Raw genomic sequence first — 15,597 nt, 5'->3', positions numbered from 1 at the left:
ACCATGAAAGCACTCGTTAAACGCATCACAAACTCTACTGCAGGTTTTAGCACTTTGGCATTACGCTTACCTGTTGGGATTATTTTTATGGCTCATGGCGGGCAAAAACTGTTTGGTTGGTTTGGCGGTTATGGCCTTGAAGGTACAGGACAATGGATGGCATCGATTGGGATTGAGCCCGGCGTGTTAATGGCATTCTTAGCTGGCAGCGCTGAATTGGTTGGCGGACTGTTCATCTTACTGGGTTTATTGACTCGTCCAGCAGCGGTTGTATTAGCATTCACCATGATTATCGCCATTGCTAGTGTACATATCAGCAACGGTTTATTTATGGCAAACAACGGTTATGAATTTGCGTTAGCACTATTGGCTGCCAGTGTGTCACTTGCACTATCAGGTTCAGGCAAAGTCGCGCTAGATAAAGCCATTGTAAGCAAACTGTCTTAATTTTCCGTACTGATCACTTATTCATTAAACGATAGGAACAACATTATGATTACCTTACGTCATGCAAGCGAGCGCGGAATAGCCAACTTTGGTTGGTTAGACAGCAAACACAGTTTTTCATTTGGCAGCTACTATGATCCACAACACATGGGCTTTTCAGCACTGCGAGTGATCAATGACGACAGTGTCACTCCTGGTGCCGGATTTGCCACTCACGGCCACCGTGACATGGAAATTATCAGCTACGTACTTGAAGGCTCTATCGCCCATAAAGACAGTGAAGGCAATGTTGAAGTGTTGCCTGCAGGTGAGTTCCAATTAATGTCTGCTGGCAGTGGTATTACTCACAGTGAGTACAACGCATCCGCCACAGAGCCACTGAAGTTTTTACAAATTTGGATCCAGCCAAATGCTTTAGGTAATACACCAGGATATCAACAAAAAAACTTTGGTCAAGCAGTAGGACTAACCACGATTGCTACGCCAACGGGTGAAAACGGAACCTTGCAAATCAAGCAAAATGCGACATTGTCACAACTGATTTTGGCGCCTAAATCTGAAATAACCTATCAGATTGCGACTGACCGTAAAGTGTATGTTCATCAAGTCGCTGGCGAGCTCAATATTGAAGATCAACAGCTAAAAATAGGTGATGGCGCTAAACTCACCGACATGACCACGGTGACCTTAGTTAATCCATCGGACACTCAAGCAACTGCACTGATTTTTGATTTACCCTAGATGCGCTTAGTTGATGATTAAGCCTGTGATAGTGTTCCTTCACAGGCTTAATAGCTTCAACTTTATACCCATTCCATTATCCATTAGCAGGAGTAACGTTTTTTGCCATGGCTGGCTGCGACCGAGGTGATACACCTAACTTATTGGCGGTCCATAAACACACTGCCGTTACCAGCATCATGCCAACTTGGATCCCGATGACCCCATGATAACCGCTTTGCCATAACGCTATTATTTGCTCAGAAAATAACAGCCAATCTGCAACAATCGTGATGATTAATATGCCACTGGTGATTAACAACAACTGGCTGATATGACGCTTAATATCAGTCACTTTTATACTGCACAACATAACGACCAATAGTGACGTTACAAAACACCCCACTAACCATTCACCTCGTCCAGATAAGGTTACAGGTAATAGTCGTTCACACAAAAATCCAACTGCTGTCGCCACAATAATGCCACCACAGCCACCAATCGTCATCGCGGTTACGATAGCAATACTGCGCGGTGAAGACTGGCGCTGAGCGCTGCGCTTATTTATCCATAACATATTGCCGGTAACAATCATCGCACTAATAGCCATCGCCAAAATAAAGTACAAAATACGGATGTCTAAGCCGGCAAAGTTACTAAAATGCAATGTCACTAGTACATCTCTACCCTGGCGGAACACATTGTAGTTATCGGCATTAACCTTATCCATCACAGTGCCATCCTGCACCCGATAGGTCACTTCATCTCGTTGAGCAAAATTAACCGTATCGGTACCACGCACTTGTACTAAGGCATTTTCAGCACCGTAATGGTGGAAAATAATATTACGTAACTCAAAATTCGATTGCTGTGTAGTGTGTTCAATTAAAGTAAACGCATTGCTCATATCAAGTGACGTTTCACTTCGCGGTTCGCTGCTACGGTTAAAACCGGCATCGTTAAACAATGCTTGTCGATCGCCCTGATAAATAAACACCACAAAAGCCAGCTGAAACACTATGGCCAAGTTAAGGATCAAGCCGCTTAGGGTATACATCAAGGTAAAAGGCAGTGTCATCACCCCTACTACGGTATGGAGATCGAGTAATTTATCTCGGCGTTGTTTATCGACGCGGTACAAAAAGAAATGTTTCAGTAATTTACGCGCATGGATAAAAATGCCAGACACGAGTGCAAATAGAAAAATCAGCGTCACGACACCAATAAGATAACTGCCACCGGGTAAATCAAGGTTGTAATGTAAGCGGTACATAAATTGCGATAAGTAAAAGTCATCTTTGCCCGCAACGGTTTCGCCGCTTTTAGGATCAACCAATATCGCCATAGACTGGCGGTCCGATTGCGGAGCATCTCCAAACACATCGAAGTAAAAAATATAATAAGGTACTAGCTCAGTCGGCATATTTATTCGAAAACGGCCAGCTTGATCTACTGGGTATTCAGCAAACTTTTGCTGTACCAGTTTCGCTAAAGGAATATCTGCTTGGGTATTATCGACTGGATGATGAGGCGTAATGGCCCACTGGGCGATTTCATCGTGAAACAAGGTCACCGCGCCAGCCCAAAATACCAAAAACAGTAAAGGTGAAATAATTAACCCAAGCCAACTGTGGGCTTCGATGAGATTTTTAATGACTTTGTGCTGTACCGGAGAATCAGATTTCATTGAGTTATTCATGACTTAGGTTTGAAAAAAATAGTTAGTTTTGCGAATAAAATAACAACGTATTGATAAGACTACTGGCCACAAGCCATTTGGCGCACACGACACTCGCCGCTTTTGCGCTATTGCGGCTATAACAAAATGTCATCACCCCAACCCACACACAAAAACCCAGCATTAGCCCAACGAATAGTTTTACATCTACAGCAGCCGGTAATATTCGAAAAACAATGAGCATTAAACTGATTGCCAGTAATAACCCCCATAAAAATGCAGCAATAGATTTAGGCCACATGGTTATTTAACCCCAACAAGGAGGATACTGACAAACAACGCAAAGCCTAGCGAACTGACCCAGATGCTACGACCTTTATAGTGCGAGGCCAACAGCACCAGTAGTATCCACATGGTCATCATGCAAATCAGCACCACTAAACTGGCGACGAATACACTGTAAGTATGGCTAAACCCCCACACTGCAAATAACACCGCTAAACCGCATAAGCACCAAGCCAGTAATTTGGGAAAAGGTAAACTAACAAGCTGCTGTTTGTCAGATGCCAAATAGGCAAACAAGCAACCAAGCCATAAAGAAGCTACACTGACAAGTTCCATCTATTTCGATCTCCGGCCATTTAACGCAAATGATAATGATTTGCATTAATTATCCAGAATATCTTTGCCAAATACAAGTTGATTGTGCTCAAGCCTTAAGGAATGACCGTCAGAATGAGATCTAAAAGTGCTGTAACGATATATTGTGGCTTAATCATGATTATGGAAATTATCATGGTGAACAATCATATCGAGGGAAAACAATCGCCGAGGTAAACAACCACAATATTAAATAGCTGTTTGGCGATGAAATAAGCTGATCACAGATGAGGAAATAGTCGATAAACATCGACATATGCCTTAATGGCTAATAACCACTTTTTCATTAATGTATCCAACACTTTATGAATCTGGCATTGGCGTTCATTTTAATCATAGATCACTAAGATTAACGCAACATAGTAGCAACCTTGAAAACTCTGGATTAACAGTGGATTAACTAAAGCTATTTATTTAACAATCCTCATGTTACTCGTCTACACAGTGCTGTATTATTTTATTCTAATACAGTAAAAGATCCGTCAATATCAATGCTGGACAAAGGGCCATCCCTTGCTTAGGATTAATATTTGACCAATCACAATAATAATACAAAGTCGAACAGGGAATGTCAGATGAAATATTCCCTTCTCTATCTCATTTTTTATTTAAAATAAGGCAATGTAATATGCTAAAGCGCATCGTTTACAGCGTATGTGGCGCAGCTATTGTTGGACTAGCTATATTCAGTATATATGCTTGGCACCCTGCAATTGATCCCGTCGAATCAACTCAAACAGATTATTCTCCACACGTTATCGAACAAGGTAAAATACTTGCCTCTGCAGGCTATTGCAGTACTTGTCATACACCGCCAGGTGGCACTCCTTATGCTGGTAACTATGAAATGCATACTGACTTTGGCACCATTTATTCAAGTAACATCACTCCAGATGTCGAAACCGGTATTGGTAGCTGGTCTCAAGCTGCTTTTGCTCGCGCCATGCGCACGGGTGTGAGCCGCGATGGACATCATTTATTGCCTGCGTTCCCTTATGAACACTTTAATAAAATGACCGACGATGACATTAACGCGATTTATGCTTACATCATGACGTCAGTTCCGGCGGTTAACCAAGCAAAAAAAGACAACGGCATTCCGTTCCCGCTCAACATCCGCTGGTTTCAAGCGGGTTGGAAACTGCTGTTTGCTGATACCCAATCTTTTGAGGTCAACAGCCAACAATCTGCCGAATGGAATCGCGGTGCTTACTTAGCTGAAGGTATTGCTCACTGTGGTGCATGTCATACTCCACGTAATGCATTGGGCGGCGAAAAGTACGCACAAATGTACCAAGGTGCCGCCATTGATGGTTGGATAGCACCATCGTTAACCTCTACTAGCACTTCGCCTATCCCATGGCGTGCACAAGACTTTTACGAATACCTTACAACCGGTAACTCGCCTTACCATGGTAGCGCGGTAGGTCCAATGGCGCCGGTTATGCACAAGGGCTTATCAGCTCTTCCAGACAGCGACATAGAAGCCATTAGTGGCTACTTTGCTGAAATTGCCCGTACCAATAACACCGACGATCCAGACTCAAGTAGCACGTTACAAGCAGCAATAACGGCACAACATCAACAACCGGATCTGCGGATTGATGAAGGTGCACGTTTATATGCGGCAGCTTGCCAAGCATGCCACTACAACAGCGACCAATTAGTTAAAGGCCGCCCATTAATTACTATCGGCTCGGCAACACATCTTAATGATCCAACTAACCTGATTAACGTAATACTGGATGGTGTGCGCAGCGATCAAGGGATTAGCGGCGTTGTAATGCCAGGCTTTCGTGATGCACTTAGCGATGAAGACATTAGCGCAATTGCAGCTTATTTGCGCCAAACAGCTGGGGAAAACACCTGGCCTAAATTACAACAACAAGTGGGCGAGATCCGTAATCAACCCCGATTTGAGCACTAACTTCACTGGAGAAGTGACAATGGCAAAATTTATTTTAAACGGCAAACCGATGACTGCCGATGTAGAGAGTGATACTCCTCTACTGTGGGTTATTCGTGATGAACTGGACATGACTGGCACCAAATTTGGTTGTGGTATTGGTACCTGTGGTGCCTGTACCGTCCATGTTGGCGGCCGAGCTACACGTTCATGTATAACCCCTATATCGTCAGTTGAAGGAGCCGAAATCACTACGATTGAGGGGCTTTCTGAAAAGGGTGATCATCCATTGCAAATTTCTTGGCAAAAACTGCAGGTACCACAGTGTGGTTACTGCCAGTCGGGCCAAATTATGCAAGCTGCAGCACTACTAAAAGACATTCCTGAGCCTTCAGACAAAGACATTGACGCTGTGATGGGCGGAAATTTATGTCGTTGTATGACCTACGTTCGTATTCGCAGCGCCATTCATGAAGCAGCAAACGCAATCAAGGAGAGCAACGATGAGCAGACTGCCTAAACGTGGATCGGTGGGTATAACCCGCCGCGGTTTTTTAATTGCCATGACAGCGGTAGGTGTCAGCTTTGGTTTTCCTCGCCATTTGATGGCGGCAATGGATCCTGCTAGCCCTGACGGTAAAGTACTCCCAAGCGAAGGTGACATTTACGAACCGTCGTTATGGTACTCAATCGATACTGCCGGCAAAATTAAAGTCAACATTATGCGCTCAGAAATGGGCCAACATGTCGGTACCGCTATTGCTCGTATTCTTGCTGATGAACTGGAAGCCTCATGGGATGATATTGAAATTATCCATGTCGACAGTGATCCACGCTGGGGTTACATGGTTACCGGCGGCAGTTGGTCTATATCACAAAGTTGGCCGGTTTACCGTCAAGCCGGTGCTGCGGGTCGTACAGCGTTAATTGAAGCTGCAGCTAAAAAATGGGGTATTGCAGCAAAAGACTGTAAAGCCAGTAACGGTAAGGTTATCTCAAGTAAAGGCGAGCTGTCTTACGGTGAGTTAGTCACCATGGGCCTAACGCGTCAGTTTACTGAAGAAGAACTGAAAACCCTGCCGCTGAAGCCTAATGCCGATCTTAAACTGGTTGGCCAACAGGTGACCTCTCTTGATATCGCCAACAAGACCAACGGTAAAACCATATTTGGTATCGATGCGAAAGTTGATGGCATGGTGTACGCCAACCCTATTTTACCCCCTACTCGTTATGGCTCTAAAGTAGTTAAGTTTGATGACTCTGCAGCAAAAGCAGTAAAGGGTTATCAGCAAACTATCGTACTAGAAGATGCCAGTGGCAGTGTACCAGGTTGGTTAATGGTTATCGCCAGCAGCTTTAATGCGGCCCAAAAAGCCTCGAAGCTGGTAAAGGTGACATGGGATGCAGGTAAAACGGCCAACGTGTCTGAAGCAGACATTATTGCTCATGGTAAGCAATTACTTGGCGACCAAACCAAAGGCAGTATTTTAGACACAGGCAATTCTGACACTGGGCCTGTATTTGCGAGCGCGAAAAGTACCATTGCAGAAGAATATATCACCAGCACAGTACTCCATGCGCAAATGGAACCGCTTAATGCCTTGGTATTTAAAAACCAAGACGGTATATGGGAAGTGCATTCAGGTTGTCAGTGGCAATCACTTACTCTACCCGTATTAGCCACGGCATTAGGCGAAGAAGAAGCTAACATTGTTATTCGTAGCTACATGTTAGGCGGTGGCTTTGGCCGCAGACTTAACGGCGATTACACCATTCCTGCGGCGTTGACCTCTAAAGCATTAGGCGGTAAACCGGTTAAAATGGTGATGATACGTCCACAAGACATGTTATTTGATAGCGCGCGTTCTGCATCAGTTCAACAACTCAAAATGGCATTTGATGATAAAAAAGCGGTTACCGCAATGGAACATCACGCCACAGCAGGTTGGCCAACTCAAGTATTAGCGCCAGGCTTTATGCCTAAAGGCACCAATGGCGAACCGTATGATCCGTTCTCGATTGCCGGAGCAGACCATTGGTACACTGTTGGTGCTCAAAAAGTACGCGCGGTATCGAATGATCTGGCCATTGCGACCTTCAGACCAGGTTGGTTACGTTCTGTTGGACCGGGTTGGACAAGCTGGGCAGTTGAAAGCTTTATGGATGAAGCTGCCCATCACGCGGGTAAAGATCCATTGCAGTTCCGCCTAGACATGCTCATTGCCGAAGGCCGAAATGCTGGTAGCACACCTGTTGCTGAAGGTGGCGCGGCTCGCCAAGCCGCAGTATTGAAAAAAGCTGCTGAGATGATTGGCTGGGGCACTCCGCAAGCCAAAGACACAGCGCTTGGCATTGCATCAACCTTTGGTCAAGAACGTGACATGCCAACATGGGTATCGTGTGCAGTACAAGTGCATGTCGACAAAAGCAACGGTATTGTCAATGTGCAAAAGCTTTATATTGCCATCGATGCCGGTATTATTGTTGACCCTAATGGTGCTGAAGCTCAGTGTCAGGGCGCGGCATTGTGGGGATTATCGATGGCCTTGTATGAAGGTACTGAACTGCTTAATGGTCAGTATAAAGACTCAAACTTCGATACCTATACCCCGCTGCGCTTAGGCCAAACTCCAGAAGTTAAAATCGAGTTTATCCCGAGCAAAATGCCACCATCTGGATTAGGTGAACCGGCAGTAACCCCTGTTGCTCCAGCGATTGCCAATGCAATCTACAATGCAGTCGGTGTACGTTTACGTAAAATTCCGATGAAGCCTAGCGACGTGAAAAACGCGTTAACTAACGCGTAATTTATCTGCTTTAACAGCCCAGTCTTAGCGATAATGACTGGGCTTTTTTATGCTTGCTGCACCTCATCGTTATCATTCTTTAGACTGAGGGATAAATAATTTTATTTCCCCCGACTCGATTTAAAAAACGTCAATAAAAACAGTGGACAAGCTTTGTCCATCCAGCAGCAGAGTCATAGCACCGGTTAGCTTGTTACCAAAAAGTCACGTTTTTCCTTTATAATTACGCCCAAGTATCGTCACATTGTTGAGTATCCTATGCCGCAAAGTCCACCTGTCAATTTAGAGCCCATCCTCTTGGATGCATTAAAACTCACTCCAAATTGTTTCGGTGTACTCAACCAAGATAAAGAAGTTATCTACTGTAATCAGCACTTCGCCAGCATCTTTGGCACTACCACAGAAGATGCTATTGGCAAAAAATCAGGCGATTTATTACGCCACGCTTGGGAAACTAAGCAAGGCGTTATTATCAATACTGATGATTTTGAACAATGGCTGGAAAATCTGCATAAACTGCATTCAGAAAAGGCTCTAAACCAGTATGAAACAGATCTGTCTGATGGGCGTTGGTTTAAAATGACCAGGATTAACTTAGACAGTGGTTACACCATTATTATGGGCGCAGATATCACCAACCTAAAACAGGCACAAACATCACTAGAACAAGCACATCAACAAATCGAAAGTTTAGTGAATACAGATCAACTAACTGGGGTGCATAATCGTCGCTCATATAACCAATTAGCAAAACAAGAATGTGCCAGAGCGATCAGATTTAACCAACAGTTATCCTTGTTGGTTATCGATATCGATTACTTTAAAGTGATTAATGACAATTTTGGTCATGAGGGCGGAGATAGCATACTTAAACAGTTTGCCCAAATATGCAGTGATTTACTGCGCCAATCAGATTCATTGTCCAGAATCGGTGGTGAGGAGTTTACCATCATCTTACCGATGACCGACGGTGAAGGTGCTATGATCATTGCTGAGCGTATTCGAGAACATATTGCCAAACACTCATTTCATACCACTCAGGCAAATAGCAACATTAAGGTTACCGTATCTATTGGCGTAAGTTCATTAACCGCCGGAGACAAGGTAATACAAGACCTTTTTAGCCGAGCAGACATGGCTATGTATTGCGCCAAACGCGGCGGCAGAAACCAAGTACAGCAAGCACAGACTGTATAACTTGGTTTCATCTTGCCGCCATTATTGAGAAAAACGTTTAAACCCTGGCGCTCATAAAATCGAGGTTAATGTCCTTCTGTAAACAAGTAATTTAACCAGCCCTGCATTCTTAATAATACCTTTCTCATTACCGCAACATGGCTAAAATGATCGGTATAAATAGCCACTTGCCCTGCGACACCTGCTGGCAATGATTGTCTTATTGCGTCATCTTCTAGCTCAATCAACACCAATACTCGACCGCGTTGAAACAACTTATTCGATGACTGTAAATTTCCGCTAAATTGAATTTCACCTTCTGCCATCGCAGGGAGTATTTTGGCAACTTTGCCTTTAAACACTTGTCCAGGCATGGCATCAATTATCACTTCGGCTTCATCACCTTCTTTAAGACGTAATAATGAGTTTTGCCAAAAAGCGCCAGCAAAATATCTCGTCTCATCTGGAATAAACGTCAGTGCTGGGCGCAAAGGTAAAGGCACCGCCATAGCGCCTTTTCGTAGCGCTAATTGAGTCACTACACCATCCGCAGGCGCTCTGACGACTGTTTGCTGTAAGTCATATTCAGCCTTAGCGAGTTCAGCTTGTAGGCCTGCTACTTTGGTATTGACGCCATCAATATTCGACTCATATGCCAAACGAGTCCGCAGCCCCTCAGCTAAAGCGGCATCTAGTTGCGCTGATGAAGCTATGTATAATTGGCGACGATTGTCGAGCTCAAGCTCAGTAAACGGTGAATTACGCCCCGCTTTTTTGCGACCGTCTTCATAGCGTCGATAGACTGATTCTGTACGATCTTTATCTGCTGTTGCTTGTTCAACTTTAGCTGCCGCTATTTGAAAAGCGGCTTCAAGTTGTGGTACTTGCTGTTCTGCTTCTTTTAGCGCCGCTTGTTTTTGCTTAACCATTGAAAGGTAAGGTGTAGGGTCAATTTTAAATAACACCTCACCTTCTTTTACTGGTGTATTTGGCTTAACATTGACTTCGATAACCAATCCTTTAACTGCGGGCACAATCGGAATAGTGACAAAATACTCGCGAGCAAACCTCGAATAGGGATGGTTATAATTCATTAAAATTAATAAAGTACCAATTAATACAATTCCACCAAGAATAGCTGTCGGCACAGTCCATTTGGTTAACGGAATTTTAAATACTTTAAAAACTGCGATACAAAATGCGGTATAAGTCAGTATCAGTAGTAAGTCCATGCTTAGGCCTCTTGTGAGTGTTCATCAGAAACGGGAGGAGTCGTGACAGCAGAACGTTGCTCTAATAGCGACAAACGATCCGTTAACGCTGTGACATGATTCATTAGCTCTTTAACTTCACCCTCGAGTATCAATTCTCGCTTTCTCGAATCACTAAATCCCCAGCCTCTATCTTCTCGATATAACGTGGCCCAAATCCATAAAAATGGCCAAATGGCATGCAATGTAAATAAGCTTACCCAACCCGCAATATGCAATGCATCTTGCTGTGGATGATTACGTTTTTTCGCAATCTCGTAAGGAATATCATGAATCGCAATAATGCCGTAAAAAATAAATATCACGACAAAAAATATAATCCCTAACGCAAAATAATCTAAAAACATATCTGCTCCCAATTTCAATTTATTATCATCAAAGTGTCTTTACTTAAATAAACAATGAACCTATTTTTAGTATAGAACTGATTACAAAAAATACATTGAAACTGTTGCAACAACGAAGAAACTAAGCAGATTATCTATTTTATAGTCATTGCCTCCATTACTTATTTGCACGAATTAATGCAGTAATCATGGCAACTTTGAGGTTATTTATGCATAAAAAAGCCCACGTTATTGGCTAACGCGGGCTTTAGATAATGTAAGCAACAATGATTACCCTAGTCTGTTGCCATTTTTTGCAAAAACTCAAGTCGCTGCATTTCTTGCTCATCGGGTTGCCATGGCTCATCAGATAACGACTCAACCGCAAAATCACCTAACTGGTAGGCAGGTTCCTCACTGTGGCCGTACTGAGTTAACTCACCGGGTACTGCAGGGCGGCGCTCCAATACAAATGTACTCAGAACATAAGGGCCTTTATATTGCGCTAACACCCCTTTATAGGCTTTAAGATCCAGCACCACAGAGCCTTCAGTCAGCTTGTCTGAACCCGTTAGCAAGGCAATCGGCTGCTTATCTGCTGTATATAGATTGGCCCGTAAACGATAATAACCCGCTTGATCAACATCCAATTTAACTGGTATCAACATATCACTGCCTTCAGCGCGGATATCCTCCACTCCGGTTATGGTTGCCGTAGGATGACTATATTCTATGCCTGTTTTTAACGTTTGTTTTTTGCCCTTAGCGCTAAAGGTAACACTGACCTCCATTGGACCATTCCAATCGTCTTCAGCATTCAGTTGTATCGCCCATTTTCCATCGGCACCTAGCATGGTTCCGCTAATGAATGGCTCCGATCCACTTGTAAGCTCACTACGTAATGCTGCACTTGCCCCAGCAACAAGCAAGCCATTAACGTCGAGATTAATAACCACTGGTTCAGGAAAACTAAAACGATACTTAGGCAACACTATGCTGGCACTGGCTCCATCTTGGAGCTGCACCGGCTGAGGAATGTAAGCATTGGGGTTAAGTAAGTGCGTATCATCAACCGATAAAGGCATTGAGTAAGATGGCAACTCAAGTTCGCTAGCATAAGCCTCTGCCATAAGCTGAAAACTATCACTGATCGGCTGTGGAAGCTTTTCAACCACGGTCATCGTTTTAGTTTGCATGTGTTTTACTACTTTCAGTTTGGTTGGCGCTGTATCATCTTGCTCGATAACGGCAGCACTCTGAGGTGGCTCAAGTGCCGACTCAGAAGTGTAAACCCAAAACCCTACTGCCGTAGCGAGTAGGGATATTGTTATAATGATTTTTTTATATTTCATATACGCTTAGTTAGCAGCCTGATACACAAGTGCTGACATGCTGGTTTTGTTCGAATGATTAACCACTCTATAACGTGAACTAAATATCCACCAGCCACGTTTTTCATCATAGGTGCTGAATTGTAAGTTATCGCCATTGAGATAATTGGCACGACTATTAGCAGAAGTTACTTCATCTTTAGCGCTATTTAAAATAGTGTCACCATGGCTATAACCTTCACTCATCAACATTGGATAGTGATAAGGCATAAATCCGCTCGGGCCATTAGTCGAGGTGAGCTTGCCATCAAATGCTACACTGCGCGAACAACTGTTGTAACTGCCAACGGCCGCGGCACCACAACTAGAATGGCTGGCAACAACGCCATCATCTTCGCCGGGTAAAAATGCCCCTGTCACACCGAGAAAGTCAGAGCCTGCCCCAGCAAAACGTAAACGTGGCACTCGGCTTTCGGGAAACGCTGCCAATTGGCGTGCAGTATTTACGCGTAAATCATTCAATACCCCAATATTGGATGACGATGGCAGTTCTCCTAACCATAACGACACTGCCAGTTTTAATGTTGCATCTATCAAACCTGAACCACTGGCGACATTAACCGCCAAATCAGCCAATTCAACCCCACCACCCGCGCCAGAAAAGTCAAATGTGGCGACAATATTAAGCGGCTTTAAACCTGCGTTTTGCAACCATAGCGCTTGGTTATCAATAATATAGCGCATCACTAAATCGCCAGTAGAATGGGTCACAAATACACAACCGCTGGCACATGTCCCCTCACGAGATAGCTGCTGCAATTTAGGCCACACATATTGGCTGGTTATTTTATTAGCAATGCGCTCTTGCGATGGCCAATCAATGCGTGCATCAGCACGATCTCGCCAATATTGCGCCCAGTACTCTGAACCATTGTCAGTTACCTGTGTACCTGTCGGCTTACTTTGTAAATTATCCGGTTGAAAGCCATGCACTAACACTACTGGGTAGCTACCAACGGCTGCTTGAGCTGCGCCAGTTAATAAGCCTGCCAACAGTAAAAGTATCGATTTTGTCATTGGGTTGTCCTCTTATTTTATCTGCTGCAGCGCCAACAGCACTGTTAACAGAACTTTATTATTTTGTTACTCATATTGGATTTATTATTACAACTCCAACATCAACATAGAGCAGAATCAAAACAATGCAACCACAAAAATTCGGCCTATTTATTGTCAAAATAGACCGAGTGTTTGAATTAACAGATAACAATTTAAACCGACTAGCATTCCGATATTTAGCGGTAGGCAATAACAACTCAAATGGGACGTTATGGTATTTGACACAGATGTTTTAAGTAATTACTCAAACTTGTAAAAAAATTTAACCGAATGTTGGCGTGGCTATCTTATGAATAATATCAATGAGTGATATCGATGAGTAAAATCTATAGCTAGAGTGGTGATAGCGTGATGTGCATTGATCCTAAATTGAATACATAAGAAGCGATACAAACGACCACAACCTCTGCATACGCAGCGTGGTTAAATAAATGACTGCTCTATAGTGTGTTCTAGCTATGGATTATGGATTATGGATTATGGTTTATGGTTTATGGTTTATGGTAGCGAAAACAAACAAGCCCCGCCGATGAATATCAACAGGGCTTGGTGACTAATATCTACCTCGATGCTATCGAAATAAGTACTTATCGTTATACTTTTATAGCTATGCTTTTTTAGCTGCTATGGCTGCTTGCACTTGATTGATAGCGGTGCCACCTAATACATCACGTTTTTCTAAACACGCTTCAATCGTAAGGTTTGGATACACATCATCGCTAATCACGTTGGCAAATTTCTGTAGCTCAGCCACGCTTAAGTCTTCAATCGGCTTTTGCTCACCAATGGCAAATACCACCACCTCACCCACTACATGGTGTGCTTCACGGAACGGCATACCTTTAGCCACAAGATAATCCGCAAGTTCAGTGGCATTAGCATAACCTTGTTGCGCCGCGACCAAAGCTTGTGGACGATTCACTTTTAAGCCCGACAATACTAATGCTGCCATGTCTAGGCAAATAGCCCAACTGTCGACTACGTCGAATAAGCCTTCTTTATCTTCTTGCATGTCTTTGTTGTACGCCAATGGCAAGGCTTTCATGGTCGTTAAAATACCCATTAAGCTGCCATATACACGGCCGGTTTTACCACGAATAAGCTCTAAGGCATCGGGGTTTTTCTTTTGTGGCATCAGTGATGAGCCAGAAGTGACTTCATCGGCTAATGAGATAAAATTAGCTTCGCCAGAGTTGAAGAAAATTAGGTCTTCAGCCATGCGGCTTAAATGCATCATACTGATTGACGCGGCGCTGCATAATTCAACCACGTGATCGCGATCCGACACACTGTCTAAGCTGTTTAAGGTTGGGCGAGCAAAGTTTAACGCTGCCGCTAACGCGTGGCGATCAATCGGATAAGCGGTACCGGCTAGTGCGCCAGAACCTAATGGACATGAATCGGCACGGCTTAATGCATCTTGTAGGCGGCTAATATCACGCTCATACATTTCAACATAAGCCAGCGCCCAGTGACCAAAAGTAACTGGCTGTGCACGTTGTAAATGGGTGTAACCCGGCATAACCGCATCGACTTCACGCTCGGCTAATGCAATTAACTCTGCATGCAATGTACCTAAACGTGCGAGTAATGCTGCACCTTCTTTTTTGCACCACAGCTTTAAATCTGTGGCGACTTGGTCGTTACGCGAACGGCCCGTGTGGAGTTTTTTGCCTAAATCGCCTACTTTGGCAATCAGCTTTTGTTCAACAAAGCTGTGTATATCTTCGGCGCCGTTACTGATAATCGCTTGCGGATCGTTACCCACTTCCACCAGCAGCTCATTTAACGCTGCTTTTAAATCGATACATTCTTTTGCAGTAATAATACCGACGCTAGCAATGGCATCTGCCCATGCAATAGAGCCGACAACGTCTTGTTCAAATAAGCGGTAATCCACTGGCAGTGAGTCATTAAACAACTTGAAAAGTGCACTGGTTTCGCCCTGAAATCTTCCGCCCCATAACGCCATGTCGGTATCCTCTGTTTTGAAATTATCGTTCAATAATGTAGATAACCTGAACTCGGGATAAGAGATGAGAAGATAATATTAAAGCTCAAAATCTTAATCATTGCTCTCTATCAAACTTGTCATTTGCTTTACTAACAAGACGAATTGACGCGTCAATAGCTAGCTATTGCAAGTCGATTCAACG

The 15,597-nt window shown here is 43.8% G+C and carries 14 protein-coding genes; 6 read left to right on the top strand and 8 right to left on the bottom strand.

Annotated features, from left to right (window positions below; all coding sequences use genetic code 11):
- Positions 1–3 precede the first annotated feature (3 nt).
- On the top strand, positions 4–447 hold the full coding sequence (locus AAEY94_RS03515; RefSeq protein ID WP_101084834.1) for a DoxX family protein: 444 nt from the start codon (positions 4–6) through the stop codon (positions 445–447).
- A 45-nt stretch (positions 448–492) separates the two neighbouring features.
- Positions 493–1,188 (top strand): pirin family protein, encoded by a 696-nt coding sequence (locus tag AAEY94_RS03510; RefSeq protein ID WP_162022041.1) that lies wholly within the window; start codon positions 493–495, stop codon positions 1,186–1,188.
- Between the two features lie 76 nt (positions 1,189–1,264).
- Here AAEY94_RS03510 and AAEY94_RS03505 read toward each other — a convergent pair whose 3' ends face one another.
- The 3 genes from AAEY94_RS03505 to AAEY94_RS03495 are packed head-to-tail and all read right to left on the bottom strand — an operon-like array spanning position 1,265 to position 3,466.
- On the bottom strand, positions 1,265–2,854 hold the full coding sequence (locus tag AAEY94_RS03505; RefSeq protein ID WP_350977287.1) for a PepSY-associated TM helix domain-containing protein: 1,590 nt from the start codon (positions 2,852–2,854) through the stop codon (positions 1,265–1,267).
- A 34-nt stretch (positions 2,855–2,888) separates the two neighbouring features.
- Positions 2,889–3,146, bottom strand: a complete 258-nt coding sequence (locus AAEY94_RS03500) for a hypothetical protein (protein ID WP_101084831.1) — start codon at positions 3,144–3,146, stop codon at positions 2,889–2,891.
- Between the two features lie 2 nt (positions 3,147–3,148).
- Positions 3,149–3,466 (bottom strand): hypothetical protein, encoded by a 318-nt coding sequence (locus tag AAEY94_RS03495; RefSeq protein WP_350977284.1) that lies wholly within the window; start codon positions 3,464–3,466, stop codon positions 3,149–3,151.
- A gap of 667 nt (positions 3,467–4,133) precedes the next feature.
- On the opposite strand from AAEY94_RS03495, the gene AAEY94_RS03490 reads away from it, so the two are divergent.
- From AAEY94_RS03490 to AAEY94_RS03475, 4 genes are all read left to right on the top strand, one after another.
- Positions 4,134–5,432, top strand: a complete 1,299-nt coding sequence (locus AAEY94_RS03490) for a cytochrome c (protein WP_162022039.1) — start codon at positions 4,134–4,136, stop codon at positions 5,430–5,432.
- Between the two features lie 19 nt (positions 5,433–5,451).
- On the top strand, positions 5,452–5,931 hold the full coding sequence (locus AAEY94_RS03485; protein WP_101084828.1) for a (2Fe-2S)-binding protein: 480 nt from the start codon (positions 5,452–5,454) through the stop codon (positions 5,929–5,931).
- A complete protein-coding gene (locus tag AAEY94_RS03480) occupies positions 5,915–8,218 on the top strand; it encodes a xanthine dehydrogenase family protein molybdopterin-binding subunit (RefSeq protein WP_101084827.1) in 2,304 nt (767 codons plus the stop codon). The genes AAEY94_RS03485 and AAEY94_RS03480 overlap by 17 nt, the downstream gene beginning before the upstream one ends.
- Positions 8,219–8,476: 258 nt before the next feature.
- Positions 8,477–9,415 carry a sensor domain-containing diguanylate cyclase gene (locus AAEY94_RS03475; RefSeq protein ID WP_182743411.1) on the top strand — a complete coding sequence of 313 codons (939 nt, stop codon included), beginning with the start codon at positions 8,477–8,479 and terminating at the stop codon, positions 9,413–9,415.
- Between the two features lie 65 nt (positions 9,416–9,480).
- Here the strand turns inward: AAEY94_RS03475 and AAEY94_RS03470 are convergent, their stop codons facing one another.
- The 5 genes from AAEY94_RS03470 to argH form a co-directional block, all read right to left on the bottom strand.
- Entirely contained in the window at positions 9,481–10,626 is a 1,146-nt protein-coding gene (locus AAEY94_RS03470) for an HlyD family secretion protein (protein WP_350977279.1), read from the bottom strand.
- A 2-nt stretch (positions 10,627–10,628) separates the two neighbouring features.
- On the bottom strand, positions 10,629–11,012 hold the full coding sequence (locus AAEY94_RS03465; protein ID WP_123778793.1) for a DUF3302 domain-containing protein: 384 nt from the start codon (positions 11,010–11,012) through the stop codon (positions 10,629–10,631).
- A 275-nt stretch (positions 11,013–11,287) separates the two neighbouring features.
- The gene (locus AAEY94_RS03460; protein WP_101084823.1) at positions 11,288–12,343 is read right to left on the bottom strand and encodes a hypothetical protein; all 1,056 of its coding nucleotides are present in this window, start codon (positions 12,341–12,343) and stop codon (positions 11,288–11,290) included.
- 6 nt (positions 12,344–12,349) lie between these two features.
- Positions 12,350–13,399, bottom strand: coding sequence for a hypothetical protein (locus AAEY94_RS03455; RefSeq protein ID WP_350977276.1), 1,050 nt, complete (start codon positions 13,397–13,399; stop codon positions 12,350–12,352).
- Positions 13,400–14,048: 649 nt separating this feature from the next.
- Complete coding sequence (gene argH / locus AAEY94_RS03450) at positions 14,049–15,413, bottom strand: argininosuccinate lyase (RefSeq protein WP_162022035.1); 1,365 nt, start codon at positions 15,411–15,413, stop codon at positions 14,049–14,051.
- Positions 15,414–15,597 lie beyond the last annotated feature (184 nt).

This window comes from Shewanella sp. AC34-MNA-CIBAN-0136 (genome assembly GCF_040309945.1).
Classification (GTDB): Bacteria; Pseudomonadota; Gammaproteobacteria; order Enterobacterales; family Shewanellaceae; genus Shewanella.
Note: the sequence above shows the minus strand (reverse complement) of the source record. Positions and strands in the feature narration are given on the sequence as shown.

Coding starts and splice junctions, on each gene's coding strand:
- AAEY94_RS03515 (WP_101084834.1), top strand. CDS start 4: ATGAAAGCACTCGTTAAACGCATCACAAACTCTACTGCAGGTTTTAGC.
- AAEY94_RS03510 (WP_162022041.1), top strand. CDS start 493: ATGATTACCTTACGTCATGCAAGCGAGCGCGGAATAGCCAACTTTGGT.
- AAEY94_RS03505 (WP_350977287.1), bottom strand. CDS start 2,854: ATGAAATCTGATTCTCCGGTACAGCACAAAGTCATTAAAAATCTCATC.
- AAEY94_RS03500 (WP_101084831.1), bottom strand. CDS start 3,146: ATGTGGCCTAAATCTATTGCTGCATTTTTATGGGGGTTATTACTGGCA.
- AAEY94_RS03495 (WP_350977284.1), bottom strand. CDS start 3,466: ATGGAACTTGTCAGTGTAGCTTCTTTATGGCTTGGTTGCTTGTTTGCC.
- AAEY94_RS03490 (WP_162022039.1), top strand. CDS start 4,134: ATGCTAAAGCGCATCGTTTACAGCGTATGTGGCGCAGCTATTGTTGGA.
- AAEY94_RS03485 (WP_101084828.1), top strand. CDS start 5,452: ATGGCAAAATTTATTTTAAACGGCAAACCGATGACTGCCGATGTAGAG.
- AAEY94_RS03480 (WP_101084827.1), top strand. CDS start 5,915: ATGAGCAGACTGCCTAAACGTGGATCGGTGGGTATAACCCGCCGCGGT.
- AAEY94_RS03475 (WP_182743411.1), top strand. CDS start 8,477: ATGCCGCAAAGTCCACCTGTCAATTTAGAGCCCATCCTCTTGGATGCA.
- AAEY94_RS03470 (WP_350977279.1), bottom strand. CDS start 10,626: ATGGACTTACTACTGATACTGACTTATACCGCATTTTGTATCGCAGTT.
- AAEY94_RS03465 (WP_123778793.1), bottom strand. CDS start 11,012: ATGTTTTTAGATTATTTTGCGTTAGGGATTATATTTTTTGTCGTGATA.
- AAEY94_RS03460 (WP_101084823.1), bottom strand. CDS start 12,343: ATGAAATATAAAAAAATCATTATAACAATATCCCTACTCGCTACGGCA.
- AAEY94_RS03455 (WP_350977276.1), bottom strand. CDS start 13,399: ATGACAAAATCGATACTTTTACTGTTGGCAGGCTTATTAACTGGCGCA.
- argH (WP_162022035.1), bottom strand. CDS start 15,413: ATGGCGTTATGGGGCGGAAGATTTCAGGGCGAAACCAGTGCACTTTTC.